This window comes from Tessaracoccus oleiagri (assembly GCF_900103275.1).
Taxonomy (GTDB): domain Bacteria; phylum Actinomycetota; class Actinomycetes; order Propionibacteriales; family Propionibacteriaceae; genus Arachnia; species Arachnia oleiagri.
This window is the reverse complement of sequence record NZ_FNGP01000001.1, coordinates 284,105-298,726: the sequence shown is the minus strand read 5'-3', so window position 1 is coordinate 298,726 and position 14,622 is coordinate 284,105. Positions and strand designations below refer to the sequence as shown.

Genomic DNA, 14,622 nt, shown 5'->3' with positions numbered 1-14,622 from the left:
GGGACGGCTAGTGCGGGTGGGTCCCTCCCTCCGGCTGTCCCGGCTGCACGGGCCCGACGCGGTAGGGGCGCATCATCTCGTTGTCCTCGTGTTCGAGCACGTGGCAGTGCCACACGAACTGCCCCGGGTTGCGGAACGTCAGCCGGATGCTCGTGACCGTCCCGGGGTAGGAGATCACCGTGTCCTTGAGGCCCCGGTCACCGCCGGGCACCGGGCCCAGCGAGGGACCGATCCCCACCACGTACTCCCTCTCCTCGACCTCTATCCGGCGTCGGTCCAGGACCTCGAACGGCGCCTCGTGGACGTGCACGGGGTGGGCGTCGGCGGTGAGGTTGTAGAACTCCCACACCTCGGTGGCGCCCACTTCGGGGTTCTCGGTGACGGGATCGGCCCACGTCAGCGCGCGGGCCGTCGCTCGGGTGCGGGGGTCGCCCTCGACGACGCCCAGCATGGCGGCCGCCGGCGCCTCCCCCTCCTCGACCTCGTGGTCGGCGATGTCGTGCATGTGCTCGAGCAGGGCGAGGCGACGGATGCGCACCTCCCCGTCGAACGGTGCCCGCTCCGGGAGGACGAGGAACTCGCCGGGCGTGGAGAGGTCGCGCCCCCGCGCCGGGACGACGTCGAATGCCATCACCCGTCCGGTGGTCGCCGGGTCCGCCGGCTCGAAGTCGACGCCAGGTTCCCCGCCGCCGAACGGTTCGTCGGGGCCGAGATTGACGAGGACGTGGCGGCCGAGGGGCACCTTCGTGAAGTCGACGACGAGGTCGGCCCGTTCGGCGGGCGCCAGGAGCAGGCGCAGCCCGTCCTCGGCGAGGTCGTGCGCCTCCGGCGGGAAGCCGCCGTCGTTGCCGATGCGGTGGACGCGGACGCCGGGGAGGTCGCCGAAGTCCAGGATCAGGAATCGGGAACCGCACCCGTTGAGGAACCGCAGCCGGTAGCGTCGCTGCTCCACCTCGTGGAACGGCCAGGTGCGGCCGTTGACGATCAGGGTGTTGCCGAAGAACTCGGGGTTCCAGACGGGCGCGATCGCGGTCTCGGGCGCGTAGGGGCCGGGGTAGCCGTCGAAGAAGGCTCGGGTGTCGGGGTAGAAGAGCGACCCGTCGGCGTTGAACGAGCGGTCCTGGATCGCGAGCGGGATCTCGTACGTCGGCCTTGATCCGTTGCCCGGAGCCGTGCCCGGCGCGGGGGACGGGAGGACCGCCGGGCGACCGGTGCGCCGGTCGAGGATGCGCTGCTCGCCGTGCTCGCCCCCGCGCAGCAGGTAGAAGCCCGCCGGTCCGGCGTAGACGTTCAAGCGGGTGATCCCGAGGGCGTGGTCGTGGAACCACAGCGTCGAGTCGCGGTTGTCGTTGGGGTAGTGGGCCACCTGTTCGCCGGGCCGCCAGGGCACTCCGAAGCGCACTCGGGACTTCTCGGCGAAGTAGGCGTACCAGCTGCCGTGCGACGCGTGGTCGGCGGGCAGGTCTGCCGCCGCGGGCAGGTACCAGGCCTCGGGATAGCCGTCGGACTCGTCGCCCATCCCCATGGCGCCGTGCAGGTGGACCACCATCGGGACGGGGCCGGTGTAGGTCGTGTACTGCGTCTCGGGGTCCGTGAACTCGGATGGTGGCACGTACGAGAGCCCGGTGTAGTCCGGCCGGACGTCGGTGCGCGCGACGCCGTCGGCGCCCGGCCGGCGCGACGGGTTGGCCCAGTGCAGCGTCGGGTCGACCGGCAGCAGGTGTGGCAGGTAGCCGCCCGACTCGTCGACCAGTTCGTTGACCCACCTGACGCGGACCGGGACGCCGTGCTCGGCCTCGATCGTCATCGACGGGGCGCTGTGGCCCGAGCGGCCCGCACCGCCGGCGGCCGGGCCGTAGCCCCACACGACCGTGGGCGGAAGCTCCGGCGGCAGCAACTGCTGGGCGAACTGCCGCACGGAGATGACGTACTCGTCGACGAAGCCGCCGCCTGCACGAGCCCTCCGGGTGCGGGGCATCGTCGGCGGGACGAGGAGGGGGCTCGCGAACTGCCGGATGTCGGCGGCGGCCAACGTGCCGCCCGGGAGCGCGTCGGCCAACGCGACGTGGGCTCCGGTGAGTGGGTCGACCACGACGAGGGCGAGCGCGCCGCCGGCCGAGTAGGTGAAGAAGGAACGCCGGGAGAACTGCATGATGACCGCCTTGTCGCCAGTTGCTGGCGGAGCAGCGGGTTCGCGTCTGTAGTCAGGATCGCCCCCACGGCCCCGAGAGTTACACACTACGTCGCGTCGTAGGACAGCGCCAGATCCGGGTCCGATTTCTTGGCGGTTGCGGAGTGCTGACAGTGCGCCCCCACGGGCGTTCACTTGAGACAACTGCGATCCGGCGCACGCACGGGGCGCCCCGGCTTCAGGAGAGGAACGGCATCATGACCACGACGAGGTACGACACGGCCGCCATCCGTGGGGACGACAACTTGCCCGTCATCCACATCACCCGGGACTTCCGCGCCTCGCCGGCCCAGTTGATGCGGGCGCACCTGGACCCAGAGGTCTTCTCCCGGTGGAACGGGCCCGACTACCTGCGCACCAACATCGTGGAATGGGACGTGCGCACCGGCGGCAGTTGGCGCTACCTCGCGGAGGGGGAGAGCGAGACCCATGGGTTCCACGGCTGCTTCCACGCCGTCGGCGACGACACCGTCGTCCAGACCTTCACGTGGGAGGGCATGCCCGACGAGGTCTCCCTCGAACGGCTCTGGTTCGAGGACCTGGGCGACGGCACCACACGGCTCCACGCCCGCTCGCTCTTCGAGTCGTTCGAGAACCGCGACGGGATGCTGGCCGCGATGGGGCAGGGTGTCGACGACGGGTACGCCAAGCTCGACCGCATCCTGGCCGAGGGCGGAGTCTGATCAGTCGGCGCCGCGACGGGCGGGATGCGCCCGCGCGGCCCGCTCCTCGTCGGTGGCCTCCTGCCAGGAGGACACCAGGGCGATCGTCGCCCACCACCACATGCTGATGCCGAAGTTGCGGAGGAGGTAGGTGTCCACGAGGAAGGCGACGAGGCACGCCAGCGTCGCGCTGGAGACGATGAGCCTGGCGAGCGACGTGCGGGAGCGCCACCAGCCCAGCAGCAGGCTGGCCCCCATGAGGAGGCCGAGCAACGCGCCGACGATGCCCAGCTCGACGAGCATCGCGAGCGGCGTGGAGTGGGGTGTGAGGAGGATGTCGCCGAACGGGGTGGGGGCGAACCGGGTGTAGTCGCCTCCCGGCATCGGGTACAGCCCGCTCTCGTACGCGTACCAGGGCCAGACCCGCCCGGGGCCCGTGCCGAACGCCATCGTCACGGGATCCTGCGACCAGATGTTCAGGGCGGTGAGCAGGTTCTCGGCCCGCTTCGGTTCCTCGAAGGACGTGATCCGGGAGAGGCCCGGCACGAACGGCAGCGAGAACACCCCGACCATCAGCGCGAGCCCCACGGGCCACAGCTTCCGGGAGTCCTTCGGGTAGTGGATCAACCAGCCGGCGGCGATCAGGGAGAGCCAGGCGCCGATGTTCACGATCGCCCCGCGCGACTGGGTGGCGATCACGGCCGCCAGGCCGCCGAACACCAGCCCGGCCGTCAGCCACGGCCTCCGCCCCCGCACGTACTGGGCGAGGCCCAGCGCGACGATGATCAGGAACATCACGTGGATGATCGCCGCGCCTCCCTGCCCGGTGGCGAGACGCACGTAGTTGCGGTGCGCGGACTGGAACGGCCACCCCAGGAAGGCGACGACGAGCGCCGCGAGCCCGCCCCAGGCCAGGATCCGCATGCGCTGTGCCCGTTCCGCGGAGAGGACCATCCCCACGCCCGCGAACATGGCCGCCACCGCGGTGAGCAGCGGTACGAGGACGAAGATCTTCGGCACCGGGCCCCCACCCGGCGCGGTGACCACCGGCTCCGGGTGGAGCAGGAGCGACACGATGCCGTAGGCGACCAGCGCCAGGAAGGCGGCCATGGTGAGCCGGGCTGTCGGGCTGAGCTCCAGCCGGCGTCGCCACCACCAGGGCGACGTGAGGAGCGCGATGGCGCCGAGGACGATCAGTTCGAAGGTGAGCCACCTCGCGCCCGGCACCGGGAAGGCGAGCTGGAGGGCCTGGGCGAGCGCCACGAACGGGATGAACGAGCGGCCGATCCGGTTGCCGATCCTCCTGAAGCGCTCGCTCTCCTCCTGTCGTCCCACTCGCCCCATCCTGCCATCCGACCCGGGTGAACCCCTCGTCGGCGAGGTCACGATTGTGCAACGCCGCTGGGCGACGCCGTCAGGGCATCTGCGCTTCGATGTCCTGGTTGTAGGCGGCGATGACCTCGTTCATCTCGCCGTCCATCTTCAGCCCACCGCCGCGGAGGTAGAGCCCGCGGGTGCAGAACCGCTTGAGGTCCGGCTCGCTGTGGCTGACGAGGAACAGGGTCTTGCCCTGGGACAAGAGGTTCTCCATGCGGCGGTAGCACTTCTCGCGGAACGCCTTGTCGCCGACCGCGAGCACCTCGTCGACGAGCACGATCGGCTGGTCGAGCGTCGTGATCACGGAGAAACCGAGCCGCACCTGCATGCCCGAGGAGAAGTGGCGGAACGGCACATCGAGGGCGTCGCGGACCTGGTCGCCGGCGAAGTCGACGATCTCGTCGAACCGCTCCTGGATCTCCTCCTTCGACAGACCGTGGAGGCCCGCCGTGAGGTAGACGTTCTCGCGTGCGGTGAGGTCGCCGATGAAGCCACCGGTGAGTTCGATCATGGGTGCGACGCCGCCGTGGACCTCAACCTCGCCCTCGTCGGGCAGGAGGACGCCCGCGATGAGCTTGAGCAGGGTGGACTTGCCCTCGCCGTTGGCGCCCACGAGACCGACGGCCTCGCCCTGCTGGATGTCGAAGCTGACGTGGCGCAGCGGCCAGAACGTGGACCGGTCGCCGGTCACCTGCCGCTTGAAGATCATCTCCCGCCAGGACAGTTGGCGCTTGCGGGAGCGGAGGAACTCGATGCCCAGGTCCCTGGCCGAGATGACGACGTCGCCCATCAGATCTCCTTCAGGACCGAGCGCTCGAGGCGCTTGAAGACGTAGACGCCGAGGCCGACGATGAGGGCGACGCCGACCGCTGCGTAGCCGACGACGTGCCACCGGATGTCGGCGTCGAACATGCCGCCCCGGTACAGCTCGAGGATGCCGGTGAGCGGGTTGATCTGGAAGATCCAGCGCAGCCCGTCGGGGGTGCCCTCGAGCAGTTCGAGGTTGAAGATGATCGGCGTCATGTAGAAGTAGATGCGCAGGAAGATCCGGACCGTCGGCTGGATGTCGAACATCATGACGGTGAGCGGGGCCAGGATGAGCCCGAGGCCGGTGATCAGCAGGAACTGCATGACCGCCGCCACGGGGAAGAAGACCAGCTCCCAGTCGAGGGTCGCGTCGCCCGTGACCAGGTAGACGGCGACGAAGAGCGCCAGCACGGGCAGCGAGTAGAGGAACTCGAGCCCCTTCGAAGCGACGACGCGGACCACCCAGATCTCCCGGGGGAGCTTCGTCGACCGGACGAGTTGCCGTTCGGTCACCAGGGCCCGCATCGACTCGGATACCGCGCTGTTGAACCACTGCCAGGGCAGGAGGCCGGCCAGCAGGAACAGGAAATAGGGGTGGTGGCCTGCGTCGCTGCGCTGGAAGATCACCACGAAGATCATGAAGTAGATCAGCGCGTTGGCGAGCGGGTCGATCACGGTCCAGAGGTAACCGAGGAAGCTCTGCGAGTAGCGGACGCGCAGGTCCCGCTTCACCAGCAGGCTGAGCACCTTGCGCTCCTGCCAGAGCTCCTTGATGACGGACACTGATCCTCTTTTCGACCTGGGCAGGCCCCGGGTCAGAACCCGAGACCTTGCGACAGCCTACGCCCGAACGCCTCCGGGCTCAGAGACGGCGCGGCGTAGCGCGACAGCAAAGAAGCTTGCCTCGGGGCCAGCTTCCGGTCCAAATCGGCCAGTTGGGGCGTTCCGACCCGGACCGCGGGGATGCCGTGGATTGCCGCGAGGTTCAGCATGGCCGTGGACGACGCCCCGGCCAGCAGTTTCGCGCCCAGCGCCTTGGCGTTGCACTCCGCCATCTCGGACCCGCCGGCAACGTCCAGGTGGTCGAAGCGTCGCCTCGGCTCCCCGGGGTGGGGGAGCACGACGAACTCGAGACCGGCCGCCCTGCTGGCCCGAGCCACGTCGTCGAGGTGGTGGAGGTACTCGCTCTCGTCCATGATCCCGAGCTCCGGCCAGGGCTGCGAGATGAACACCACGCGGTCGGCCACCTCAGGCTCCGGGGCGAGGCGGCGGAACTCGTCGGCGGCGGGCTTGTTGAGCGCCCACCCCTTCGTGGTCTCGACGTGGAGCGGCCAACGCGTGCTGGTGAGGGCCCACGTCGCGGTCTCGACGGCGCTCGTGCGGACGCTGCGCCATGGCTCGTTCACGCCCTGGCGGCGGTGCGCCTCGCGGCGCGAGAACCAGTTGCCGTACGAGCCGAGCCCCTCGTCGGAGACGATCACCTCGAACCGGCGGCCAGGGTTCTTGGCGTGCAGCCTCAGCCAGGGCTTGATGCCGACGGCCCCCACGCTGAGCATCCAGAGTTGCCGGTCCTTGGGTGTGGCGGCGTTGCTCCAGGGGACGACGGTGACGTGGTCGGGGAGCAGGTCGGCGACCACGGCGGGGGTGATCGCCTCGTCGCCGAAGAACGTGCGGCTGCCCATCATCTCCACCGTCACGTCACCCGGCTGCTGCCTGGTGAGCTCCCGGATCCAGGAGGCGCCGTAGACCAAGTGGGTCCGGCTGGCGACACCGGCCCAGACGACGGTGTGGTTCACCACAGCGGGGGCCTTCCGAGCTTCGCCATGCGCACGACGGTGGACCAGGAGATGGGGTGGCGGCCGCCGGGGGCGCGCGTCGCCCAGCCCTCGCGGAAGCCGCGCAGGACGTGCCGGACGGCGTCGGCGTTCCGGGCACGGACGAGCGTGGCACCGAGCCAGATGCCGAGGTACAGCGGCAGCAGCGGGCCGGGGATGTTGCGTCGCGCGACCCACACGCGGTTGCGCATCGTCGTGAAGAAGTGGTGCGAATGGCGGCCGGCCGGGGTGGCGGGGTGCTGCACGACGATGTCGGGCTCGTAGCGGATCCGCCAGCCGCGGTCGATGAGGCGCATGGCGATGTCGGTGCCCTCGTGGCCGAAGAACAGCTCCCCGCACCAGCCGCCGACCTCGTCGAAGGCGCTGCGGCGGAACATCGCCATCGCCTCCCAGAACACCGCGACGTCCCCCGCCCGCAGTTCGGCGGACTTGCGCAGTCGGGGCACCCAGCGGCGGGGGCTCGGCTTGCCGGTCGGGTCCACGCCGCGGCCCTGCACGACCGCCACGTCGTCGTAGGCGAACCGCTTGACCATCTCGCTGAGCGTGTTCGGGTCGGGCAGGTAGCCGTCGTCGTCATAGAAGAAGAGGAACTCGCCGCGGGTCATCGGGGCACCGGCGTTGCGGCCCCCGGGGCAGCCCAGGTTCTCGGCGGAGTGCTCGGTGCGGACCCAATCGGGGACCCCTTCGGGCACCCAGCCGTTGCCGAGCAGCAGGACGTCGAGTTCGACGTCGCGTTGCTGCGCGAGCCCTTCCAGCGCGTGGGCCAACTCCTCGGGGCGGTTGCCCATGCTGAGCAGCACCACACCGACCGTCGGTTTCGTCATCCAGCCTCCTTGGCCCGTCCCCGTTCATCCTAGTGGGGCCACACCAACCGCGCCGACCCGAGCCGAGCCGCCAGCGATTCCTACAAGTACCAGCGATGCAGCGCTGGTACTTGTAGGAATCGCTGGCGAAGAGGCGGGGCGCACCGCAGAAGCAGCCCTCAGGTGGTGCGGCGCCCGAGAGCGACGACGGCGCCGTCCAGGAAGAGGTGCTCGACGGCGATGTCCGACGGGGCTGGCCGGCCGAGGTCCCCCCGCGCGACGAGCGTCAGCATCGGTGTGTCGGTGAGCTTGGCGACCACCTCGAGCCGGGTCCAGGCCAGCCAGAAGTCCTCGTCGCCCTCGTAGCGGGCCGCCACCGCCGCCGGGGGCGGGGCCGTCGGCAGCTCGACGTCGATCGCCTCGCGGGCCGCGTCTGCGCCCTGCCAGCACCAGCGAATCCCGTCGCTCGTGTAGGAGTGGACGCCGGTGCAGCCGTCCGGGCACCGCTCGCCGCGCGGCACCCGGACGATCACGGGGTCAGATGGAACCGCCACCATCGATGACGAGGGTCTGGCCGTTGATGTTGGTGTCCTCGAACAGCAGCATGTCGATCACCGGCACCACGTTCTCGGGCTCGACGAGGCGCCCCGTCGGGGTGCGGCGGGTGATGGTGTCGAGCTGTGTCTGCCCGAGCACGGAGCTCATCTCGGAGGCGAAGAAGCCGGGGGCGACGGAGTTCGCCAGCACGCGGCCGTGCATCTCCCGGGCGATGGTGCGCATCGCGGAGTCGAGGCCGCCCTTCGTGGCGGAGTAGGCGACGAGGCCGGCGTAGCCGCGCTGGGCGCAGATCGAGGTGACGAACACGACGCGCCCCGTGCCGCGGCCCGACAGGATGCGGCGCAGCACCGTGCGCGACAGCACCAGCGGGGCGGTGAGGTTCGTGTTGATGATGTCGGCGATGCGCTCGGGCGAGGTGTGCACGTGCAGCGAGTCCTGCCCGATGGCCGCGTTGTTGACCAGCCCGTCGACGGGGCCGAGCTTGCGCTCCGCCTCCTTGATGAAGGCCGTCACCGCCTTGGCGTCGGTGGCATCCACCGAGGCGACGTGCACGCGGTCGGGGTGCGCCGCGGCGAGGGCCTCGAGCTCGGGCGTGACGGTGCGGGCGAACGTCGCGACCTTCGCTCCATGGTCGAGGATGCTCTGCACGATGGCCAGGCCGAGCCCTCGGGAGCCGCCGGAGACGACGACGCAGCTGGCGGCGGGGATGGGAGGGTTAGACATCGGACTTCAGGCTCTCTTTCAGGGGGATCTCCTCGACGATGCGGACGCGGCGGGGGACCTCCGTCTCGGCGAGATGTTCGGTGCAGTAGCGGATGATGTCGTCCTCGGTGAGGCCCTTGTCGTCGAGGACGACCGTGGCCTGCACGAGGTTGCCGACGACGGGAGCCTTGCGCGCCTTGATGGCGGCCCAGGCGATCCCCGGGTGGGCGAGCAGCACGTCGCGGACCTTGCCCGCGGACACCTTGGTGCCGCCGACGTTGATCTCGTCGGACCCCAGCCGGCCGGTGATGTGGACGCGGCCGTCGCGGATCTCGACGCGGTCGCCGGTGCGCAGGGTGGCGGGAACGCCGTCGCCGCGGTTGGGGCTGGAGATCAGCAGTTCCTCGCCGTCGACGCTGAGCGCCGGCCGGCCCTCGTCCGCACGGTGGTCGAGCCACTCGACGGGGAAGCCCGCCTTCCCGTCGTGCACGGCGATGGAGGCGCCGGCCTCGGACGAGGCGTAGATCCACGAGATGCGGGCGTTCGGGAAGGCGTCGGCGAGGAGGTCCATGACGGCTTGGTCGACGGGCTCACCGCCGAGCGTGATCTGCTTGAAGTCGACGCCCGCGAGCTCGTCGCGCTGGGTGAGCAGCGCTTGGCGCCAGAACGTCGGGGTGCCCGAGGCGGCGTCGACCCCGTGCTCGGCCGCGATCTCCGCCCAGGGGTGGCCACCGTCGACGCAGACCATCGACGTGCCGGGGTGCGCCAGGGCGAGGGTGGTGACCTGCCACCACGCGTAGGCGCCGGGGGTGTAGGGGTTCAGCCAGGTGCGCGGGGGCTGCTTGCCGCGAACAGTGAGGAGGGTGTCGAGGGTGTGGCCGACCTGCTTGGGGCGACCGGTGGAACCCGATGTGAGGAGCCAGATGCGGCCGGGGTCGGTGGCGCGCTGCGTGGGCGGCTCCTGGACGTTCTCGCCCCCGCCGGAGACGACGGTGAGGCCCAGACGGAGCAGGTCGTCGACGAGCGCAGGCTCGAAGCGTGACTGCGCGGCGATCAGCAGCTCGCGCTGGTGCTCCCGCTGGTGGCGCACGGCGCGCAGTGCCTCGAGGTTGTCGCGGGCGAAGAACGCGGCCCGGTCGGGCAGCTCGAGCGGCTCGAGCTCCTCCCACGTGCCCGCGAAGCCGTCGGCGACGAGGCGGTTCGTCACCGTGAGGGGGGCCTGCGGCGCGTCGGGGTGCTCGAAGCTCATAGATCCTTCTGGAGCTCGTCGATGAAGTCCAGCACGTCGCCCACCGTGCGGATGGAGCGCAGCCCGGGTGCGTCGAAGTTCAGTTCCTCGTCGAGCTCGTCCTCGACCCGCAGCGCGAGCTCCGAGAAGTCGAGCGAGCGGAAGCCGATCTCGTCGAGCGGCGTCTCCTCGGACTCGGGGAGCACCTTGTTCTGGCGACGCATGACCTCGGCCATCATCTCCTTGACCTGGTCACGGCTGATCTGGGCCATCTTCACTCCTGGGTAGGCATCGGGACTCGCGTCAGTCTACCGCCAGCTCCCGGCCCCACCGGCAGGGCGGACTACGCTTGACGGATGAGCGAACGAGGCACGCCCCGCCGCCCGAGCTACAAGCCGCCGGCCGCCATCGAGGCGCTCGGCGAGGGCACCGACCCGATCGCCGAGCTCCACGCCGCGCACGAGTCGGCGGCGGTGCTGCTGCACGCCGGCCGCGCCGCCGATGACCCGGCCGTGACGGAGCGGCTCGTGACGCTCGTCGACGAGATCGGGCTGCCCGTCCTCGCCGATCTGTGGGCCCACCGCCCGGCGCACTCGCTGCCCGGGGCGCTGTACCGCCTGTACGTGCTGCGCGAATGGACGGCCGCGGATCCCGACGGCGTCGCCCGCGAGTACGCGGCCGGCACCCACCTGACGGAACCGCACCACGCCGTCGCGGGCGCCGAGCCGCCGGGCCCCGACGAAGTGCGACGCGTCGCCGAGGCCATCCTCCGAGGGGCGTTCACCGGCGACTTCGCCATCGCGCTCGAACGCGCCGCGGCGTTCTGCCAGGTGGTGGTGGCCGGGCGGGCCGAACTCGCCCGCCACACCCACGACCTCGGGCGCGCCGGCCGGCTGCAGCAGGTGGCCCGCGACCTCACGGTCTGCGCTCGCTTGTGGCGAAACGACGAACTCCACTGACGGTCGCGTTTGGATCGGGGCGGAGCAGCGCCTATTCTCGACGTTGCGTCGGGCTGCGGTAGCCCCGGGCTCCAACCTTCGCCGCTGAGAGCGGCCCCGCGCCGAGAGGCGCTCCCAGTCCGACGCCCAAACTTCCCGCCCGGCGTGTGGCGGGCCCGATGCGGCTCCGTGCCGCGGTTGCGCTACTGTGCTGCCACCACTGGACGACACCGAAGTCACCCACGACAGGTACCCAACCAGCGGCTCTTCCTTTCCGAGTCCAGGAGACGTCATGGGATTCCCCCGTTCGGTGGCGACGATCGCCGCAGTCGCACTGTTCGCCGCCGGAGCGGTGACGGCGCCGGCCAGCGCCGCCCCTTCCCTCTGCCGGGTCAACCTCCAGCCGGCCGCGCCAGTGGTCTTCGAGGTCGACGAGACGGACGTCGTCGTCACGCTGGAGCGCTGCGGCTCCGGCCGGCTGCGGATCGAGAGCGAGGGGCCCGACGGGCTCGGGATCATGCTCATCGGGAGCACGCCCGACGGCACCTACGAGTTCTGGAGCGGCATCGAGTCCGCGGGCGAGTACCGGGTCCGCGCCGTCGTCGACGACGTCGTGTCCGGCTGGGTGCCCCTCGCCATCCTGAAGGAACCGACCGTGTACAGCGCGGGCTGGAAGCTCATCGGGGAAGCCACCAACACGTGGGGCAGGTTCGACGGCAGCCACGCCACCAACGAGCCGGTGTGGACCGAGTTCCTCGTCGACGGCCGCTGGTCCAAGTCCCAGGAGTCCACCACCAGCGGCACCGGGTCCTACGTGCTGCCGCTGACCTACGGCGCCAACACCCCGGGCGAGTACGTCTTCCGTGTCGGGGCCCGCTACTACAACGGCGCGGTGGTGTACACCGAGGCGAGTTCCATCGAGCGGGTCGCGCGGCCGGCCGCGAGTCACGCGGGCGTGAAGATCGTCGGCGAGACGGCCAATGTGTGGGGCCACTTCGACGTCAGGTGGCCGGCGCCCGTGTGGACGGAGGTGTGGACCGGTGCGGGTTTCTCGAAGTCCCAGCAGGGCCTCACCGGCTCCTCCGGCAACTACGTGCTCCCGTTGACCTACGGCGCGAGCAAGCCGGACTTCTACTGGTACCGCGTCGCCGGCGACATCGGCGACGGCGACATCGCCCGCACCGAGCCGTTCTTCTTCCGCCGCGTGTCCAGGCCCACGATCAACGCGGTGCCCACCGCGAAGGTGGGGCAGCCCGTCTATGCCTCGGGAGGCTTCGACGTGAGCGCCGACTACAAGGCGATCAAGGTCTGGACCGAGGTCTGGACCGGCCAGCGGTGGTCGAAGTCGCAGGAGCGCGTGAGCAGCAGCACCGGCCAGTACACGATCCCGTTGACCTACGGCGCCACGACCGCGGGCACGACCCGCTGGCGGGTGGTCGGGCAGTACGCCGAGGGCAGGGTCGTGAGCCCCGAGATCCGGCTGACGCGAGTCCGCTGAATCCCCCGCCCAGATCCCGGGCGGGGGCTGGGCCACCGGGCTAGCGTTGGTGCATGAGCAACACGGAGCGGAACTCGCCGGTCATCGACTGCCCCGCCCACACCGAGCACCATCCCGACGTCGTGGAGTCCTACCCGCCGAAGGAGGTGACGCTCGGCGGCGAGGACGCCCTGCAAGTGCGGCGCACGTTGCCCAACATGCGGCGCTCGTTCGTCGGAGCCTGGTGCTTCGTCGACCACTACGGTCCCGAAGAGGGCAAGTGCATGGACGTGCCCCCGCACCCCCACACCAGCCTGCAGACCGTCAGCTGGCTGTTCTCCGGTGAGATCGAGCACCGCGACTCCGGCGACGTGCACGCCATGGTGCGGCCGGGCGAGGTCAACCTGATGACGTCGGGCTACGGCATCGCCCACTCGGAGGTGTCGACGAAGAGCCGCGCGGCCCTGCACGGTGTGCAGCTCTGGACGGTCCTCCCGAAGGAGTCGGCCGACCTCACCCGCGAGTTCCAGCACCACGCCCCGGCCCTCGACGACAACCACCGCGGCGTGCAGTCGCGGGTGTTCATCGGCCGGCTGGGCGACGCGTCGTCCCCGATCCACACCGAGACCCCGCTCCTCGGGGCGGAACTCATCCTCACGCCCGGGACGACGTGGGAGACCGCGGTGGACCCGAACTTCGAGCACGGCGTCCTGGTGGACACCGGCGTGGTGGACTTCGACGGGGAGCGCCTCGACCACAGCGTGCTCGGCGTCCGCGGCGCCGGGCTCGGCCACCTGCGGCTCCACAACCCCACCGACCGCCCCGCCCGGCTGATGCTGCTCGGCGGCGAGCCGTTCCACGAGGGCATCGTGATGTGGTGGAACTTCATCGGGCGCAGCCACGAGGACATCGCCCGGCTCCGCGAGGAGTGGAACAACGATCCCTTCGACCGCTTCGGCCGGGTGAAGGGGTATCAGGGCCGCACCGACCGGCTCGCCGCCCCGGAGCTCCCCGCGGACATCCGGCTCAAGCGCCGCTTCCGGCGCGGCCGCGAATCCTGAACCGGCGGGCTGCCCCCGCGGCGGGCATAGGTTGGAGGGACCCCTAGCGATGAGGAGCAGACCATGATCGTTGTCACCGGAGCCACCGGGCCCTTCGGCCACGCAGTCGTCCAGCACCTGCTCGAGCGCGGCGTGCCCGCCGGCGAGATCGTCGCCGCCGCGCGAGCCCCTGAGCGTGCGGGGGCGCTGGCGTCACAGGGAGTCGGGGTGCGTGAGGCCGACTACGACCGCCCCGAGACGCTCGCCGCCGCGTTCGCGGGAGCCGACCGGCTGATGTTCGTGTCGGCGAACGGGCCCAACGAGGTGCGGATCGCGCAGCACCGCTCGGTGGTCGACGCCGCCAAGCGGGCCGGCGTGGGGCTCGTCGTCTACACGTCGCTCGTGGACGCCCCCGACAGCCCGTTGATCCTCGCGCCGGTCCACCGCGACACGGAGCAGGCGCTCGTCGACTCCGGCCTGCCCACGGTGCTGCTGCGCAACGGTTGGTACACGGAGAACTTCACCGGCAACCTGCAGTACGCGGTGGACCAGGGCGTGATCGTCGGCGCTGCCGACGAGGACGCGCGCATCGCCTCGGCCAGCCGTGCCGACCTCGCGGAGGCCGCCGCCGCCGTGCTGACCAGCGACGTCCGCGGCGGTGAGGTGTACGAACTGACCGGCGACGACGCCTGGACGCCCAAGGAGCTGGCTTCGACGGCCGACGAGATCATGGAGCACAAGCCGGTGGTCTACCGGCAGTTGTCCCCGGAGGAGTACGCCCAGGTGCTCGCGGGCGCCGGCGTGCCGCCGTTCATGGTGGACATCATAGTCGACGCCGACCTGCGGATGTCCGAAGGCGTGTTCTCGCGCACGAGCGGTGACCTCCGCCGGCTGCTGGGCAGGCCCACCCGGACGCTGCGTGACTCGGTCTGGGACGCGCTGCAGATCGGCAGCAGCTGAGGCCTGGCCCCACTCGACGCCGCGTCCGACGATTGCGGGTGCGG

Annotated in this window: 15 protein-coding genes; 5 read left to right on the top strand and 10 right to left on the bottom strand. The window is 70.7% G+C overall.

Annotated features, from left to right (window positions below):
• Nucleotides 1-7: 7 nt before the first annotated feature.
• Entirely contained in the window at nucleotides 8-2,152 is a 2,145-nt protein-coding gene (locus BLR46_RS01315; RefSeq protein ID WP_093248237.1) for a multicopper oxidase domain-containing protein, read from the bottom strand.
• Between the two features lie 236 nt (nucleotides 2,153-2,388).
• On the opposite strand from BLR46_RS01315, the gene BLR46_RS01310 reads away from it, so the two are divergent.
• The gene (locus BLR46_RS01310; protein WP_093248235.1) at nucleotides 2,389-2,874 is read left to right on the top strand and encodes an SRPBCC domain-containing protein; all 486 of its coding nucleotides are present in this window, start codon (nucleotides 2,389-2,391) and stop codon (nucleotides 2,872-2,874) included.
• On the opposite strand, the gene BLR46_RS01305 is transcribed toward BLR46_RS01310, so the two are convergent.
• The 9 genes from BLR46_RS01305 to BLR46_RS01265 all read right to left on the bottom strand — a co-directional run bounded on the left by BLR46_RS01305 (nucleotide 2,875) and on the right by BLR46_RS01265 (nucleotide 10,435).
• Nucleotides 2,875-4,188, bottom strand: a complete 1,314-nt coding sequence (locus tag BLR46_RS01305; protein ID WP_176761606.1) for an O-antigen ligase family protein — start codon at nucleotides 4,186-4,188, stop codon at nucleotides 2,875-2,877. It lies immediately after the preceding gene.
• A 79-nt stretch (nucleotides 4,189-4,267) separates the two neighbouring features.
• Nucleotides 4,268-5,020: an ABC transporter ATP-binding protein gene (locus tag BLR46_RS01300; RefSeq protein WP_093248231.1), complete on the bottom strand. Its 753-nt coding sequence runs from the start codon at nucleotides 5,018-5,020 to the stop codon at nucleotides 4,268-4,270.
• Nucleotides 5,020-5,820 carry an ABC transporter permease gene (locus BLR46_RS01295; protein ID WP_093248229.1) on the bottom strand — a complete coding sequence of 267 codons (801 nt, stop codon included), beginning with the start codon at nucleotides 5,818-5,820 and terminating at the stop codon, nucleotides 5,020-5,022. The genes BLR46_RS01300 and BLR46_RS01295 overlap by 1 nt, the downstream gene beginning before the upstream one ends.
• Before the next feature lie 32 nt (nucleotides 5,821-5,852).
• Complete coding sequence (locus tag BLR46_RS01290; protein WP_143008164.1) at nucleotides 5,853-6,833, bottom strand: hypothetical protein; 981 nt, start codon at nucleotides 6,831-6,833, stop codon at nucleotides 5,853-5,855.
• Nucleotides 6,830-7,696, bottom strand: coding sequence for a glycosyltransferase family 2 protein (locus BLR46_RS01285; RefSeq protein WP_093248225.1), 867 nt, complete (start codon nucleotides 7,694-7,696; stop codon nucleotides 6,830-6,832). The genes BLR46_RS01290 and BLR46_RS01285 overlap by 4 nt, the downstream gene beginning before the upstream one ends.
• A 158-nt stretch (nucleotides 7,697-7,854) precedes the next feature.
• Nucleotides 7,855-8,208, bottom strand: coding sequence for a hypothetical protein (locus BLR46_RS01280; RefSeq protein ID WP_093248223.1), 354 nt, complete (start codon nucleotides 8,206-8,208; stop codon nucleotides 7,855-7,857).
• 4 nt (nucleotides 8,209-8,212) lie between these two features.
• Nucleotides 8,213-8,956, bottom strand: a complete 744-nt coding sequence (locus BLR46_RS01275) for an SDR family NAD(P)-dependent oxidoreductase (protein WP_093248221.1) — start codon at nucleotides 8,954-8,956, stop codon at nucleotides 8,213-8,215.
• Nucleotides 8,949-10,184: a class I adenylate-forming enzyme family protein gene (locus tag BLR46_RS01270; protein ID WP_093248219.1), complete on the bottom strand. Its 1,236-nt coding sequence runs from the start codon at nucleotides 10,182-10,184 to the stop codon at nucleotides 8,949-8,951. The genes BLR46_RS01275 and BLR46_RS01270 overlap by 8 nt, the downstream gene beginning before the upstream one ends.
• Complete coding sequence (locus tag BLR46_RS01265; protein WP_093248217.1) at nucleotides 10,181-10,435, bottom strand: acyl carrier protein; 255 nt, start codon at nucleotides 10,433-10,435, stop codon at nucleotides 10,181-10,183. The genes BLR46_RS01270 and BLR46_RS01265 overlap by 4 nt, the downstream gene beginning before the upstream one ends.
• Before the next feature lie 84 nt (nucleotides 10,436-10,519).
• On the opposite strand from BLR46_RS01265, the gene BLR46_RS01260 reads away from it, so the two are divergent.
• The 4 genes from BLR46_RS01260 (at nucleotide 10,520) to BLR46_RS01245 (ending at nucleotide 14,578) form a co-directional block, all read left to right on the top strand.
• Nucleotides 10,520-11,122, top strand: a complete 603-nt coding sequence (locus tag BLR46_RS01260) for a hypothetical protein (protein WP_093248215.1) — start codon at nucleotides 10,520-10,522, stop codon at nucleotides 11,120-11,122.
• A 271-nt stretch (nucleotides 11,123-11,393) separates the two neighbouring features.
• Nucleotides 11,394-12,599, top strand: coding sequence for a hypothetical protein (locus BLR46_RS01255; RefSeq protein WP_093248213.1), 1,206 nt, complete (start codon nucleotides 11,394-11,396; stop codon nucleotides 12,597-12,599).
• 53 nt (nucleotides 12,600-12,652) lie between these two features.
• Nucleotides 12,653-13,639, top strand: coding sequence for a pirin family protein (locus BLR46_RS01250; RefSeq protein WP_093248211.1), 987 nt, complete (start codon nucleotides 12,653-12,655; stop codon nucleotides 13,637-13,639).
• A gap of 63 nt (nucleotides 13,640-13,702) precedes the next feature.
• On the top strand, nucleotides 13,703-14,578 hold the full coding sequence (locus BLR46_RS01245; protein WP_093248209.1) for an SDR family oxidoreductase: 876 nt from the start codon (nucleotides 13,703-13,705) through the stop codon (nucleotides 14,576-14,578).
• The last annotated feature ends 44 nt before the right edge of the window (nucleotides 14,579-14,622 follow it).

Bases quoted from the DNA above. Each gene is read 5' to 3' on its own strand.
- BLR46_RS01275 (WP_093248221.1), bottom strand. From the start codon at position 8,956: ATGTCTAACCCTCCCATCCCCGCCGCCAGCTGCGTCGTCGTCTCCGGC.
- BLR46_RS01315 (WP_093248237.1), bottom strand. From the start codon at position 2,152: ATGCAGTTCTCCCGGCGTTCCTTCTTCACCTACTCGGCCGGCGGCGCG.
- BLR46_RS01270 (WP_093248219.1), bottom strand. From the start codon at position 10,184: ATGAGCTTCGAGCACCCCGACGCGCCGCAGGCCCCCCTCACGGTGACG.
- BLR46_RS01245 (WP_093248209.1), top strand. From the start codon at position 13,703: ATGATCGTTGTCACCGGAGCCACCGGGCCCTTCGGCCACGCAGTCGTC.
- BLR46_RS01260 (WP_093248215.1), top strand. From the start codon at position 10,520: ATGAGCGAACGAGGCACGCCCCGCCGCCCGAGCTACAAGCCGCCGGCC.
- BLR46_RS01310 (WP_093248235.1), top strand. From the start codon at position 2,389: ATGACCACGACGAGGTACGACACGGCCGCCATCCGTGGGGACGACAAC.
- BLR46_RS01250 (WP_093248211.1), top strand. From the start codon at position 12,653: ATGAGCAACACGGAGCGGAACTCGCCGGTCATCGACTGCCCCGCCCAC.
- BLR46_RS01300 (WP_093248231.1), bottom strand. From the start codon at position 5,020: ATGGGCGACGTCGTCATCTCGGCCAGGGACCTGGGCATCGAGTTCCTC.
- BLR46_RS01255 (WP_093248213.1), top strand. From the start codon at position 11,394: ATGGGATTCCCCCGTTCGGTGGCGACGATCGCCGCAGTCGCACTGTTC.
- BLR46_RS01265 (WP_093248217.1), bottom strand. From the start codon at position 10,435: ATGGCCCAGATCAGCCGTGACCAGGTCAAGGAGATGATGGCCGAGGTC.
- BLR46_RS01285 (WP_093248225.1), bottom strand. From the start codon at position 7,696: ATGACGAAACCGACGGTCGGTGTGGTGCTGCTCAGCATGGGCAACCGC.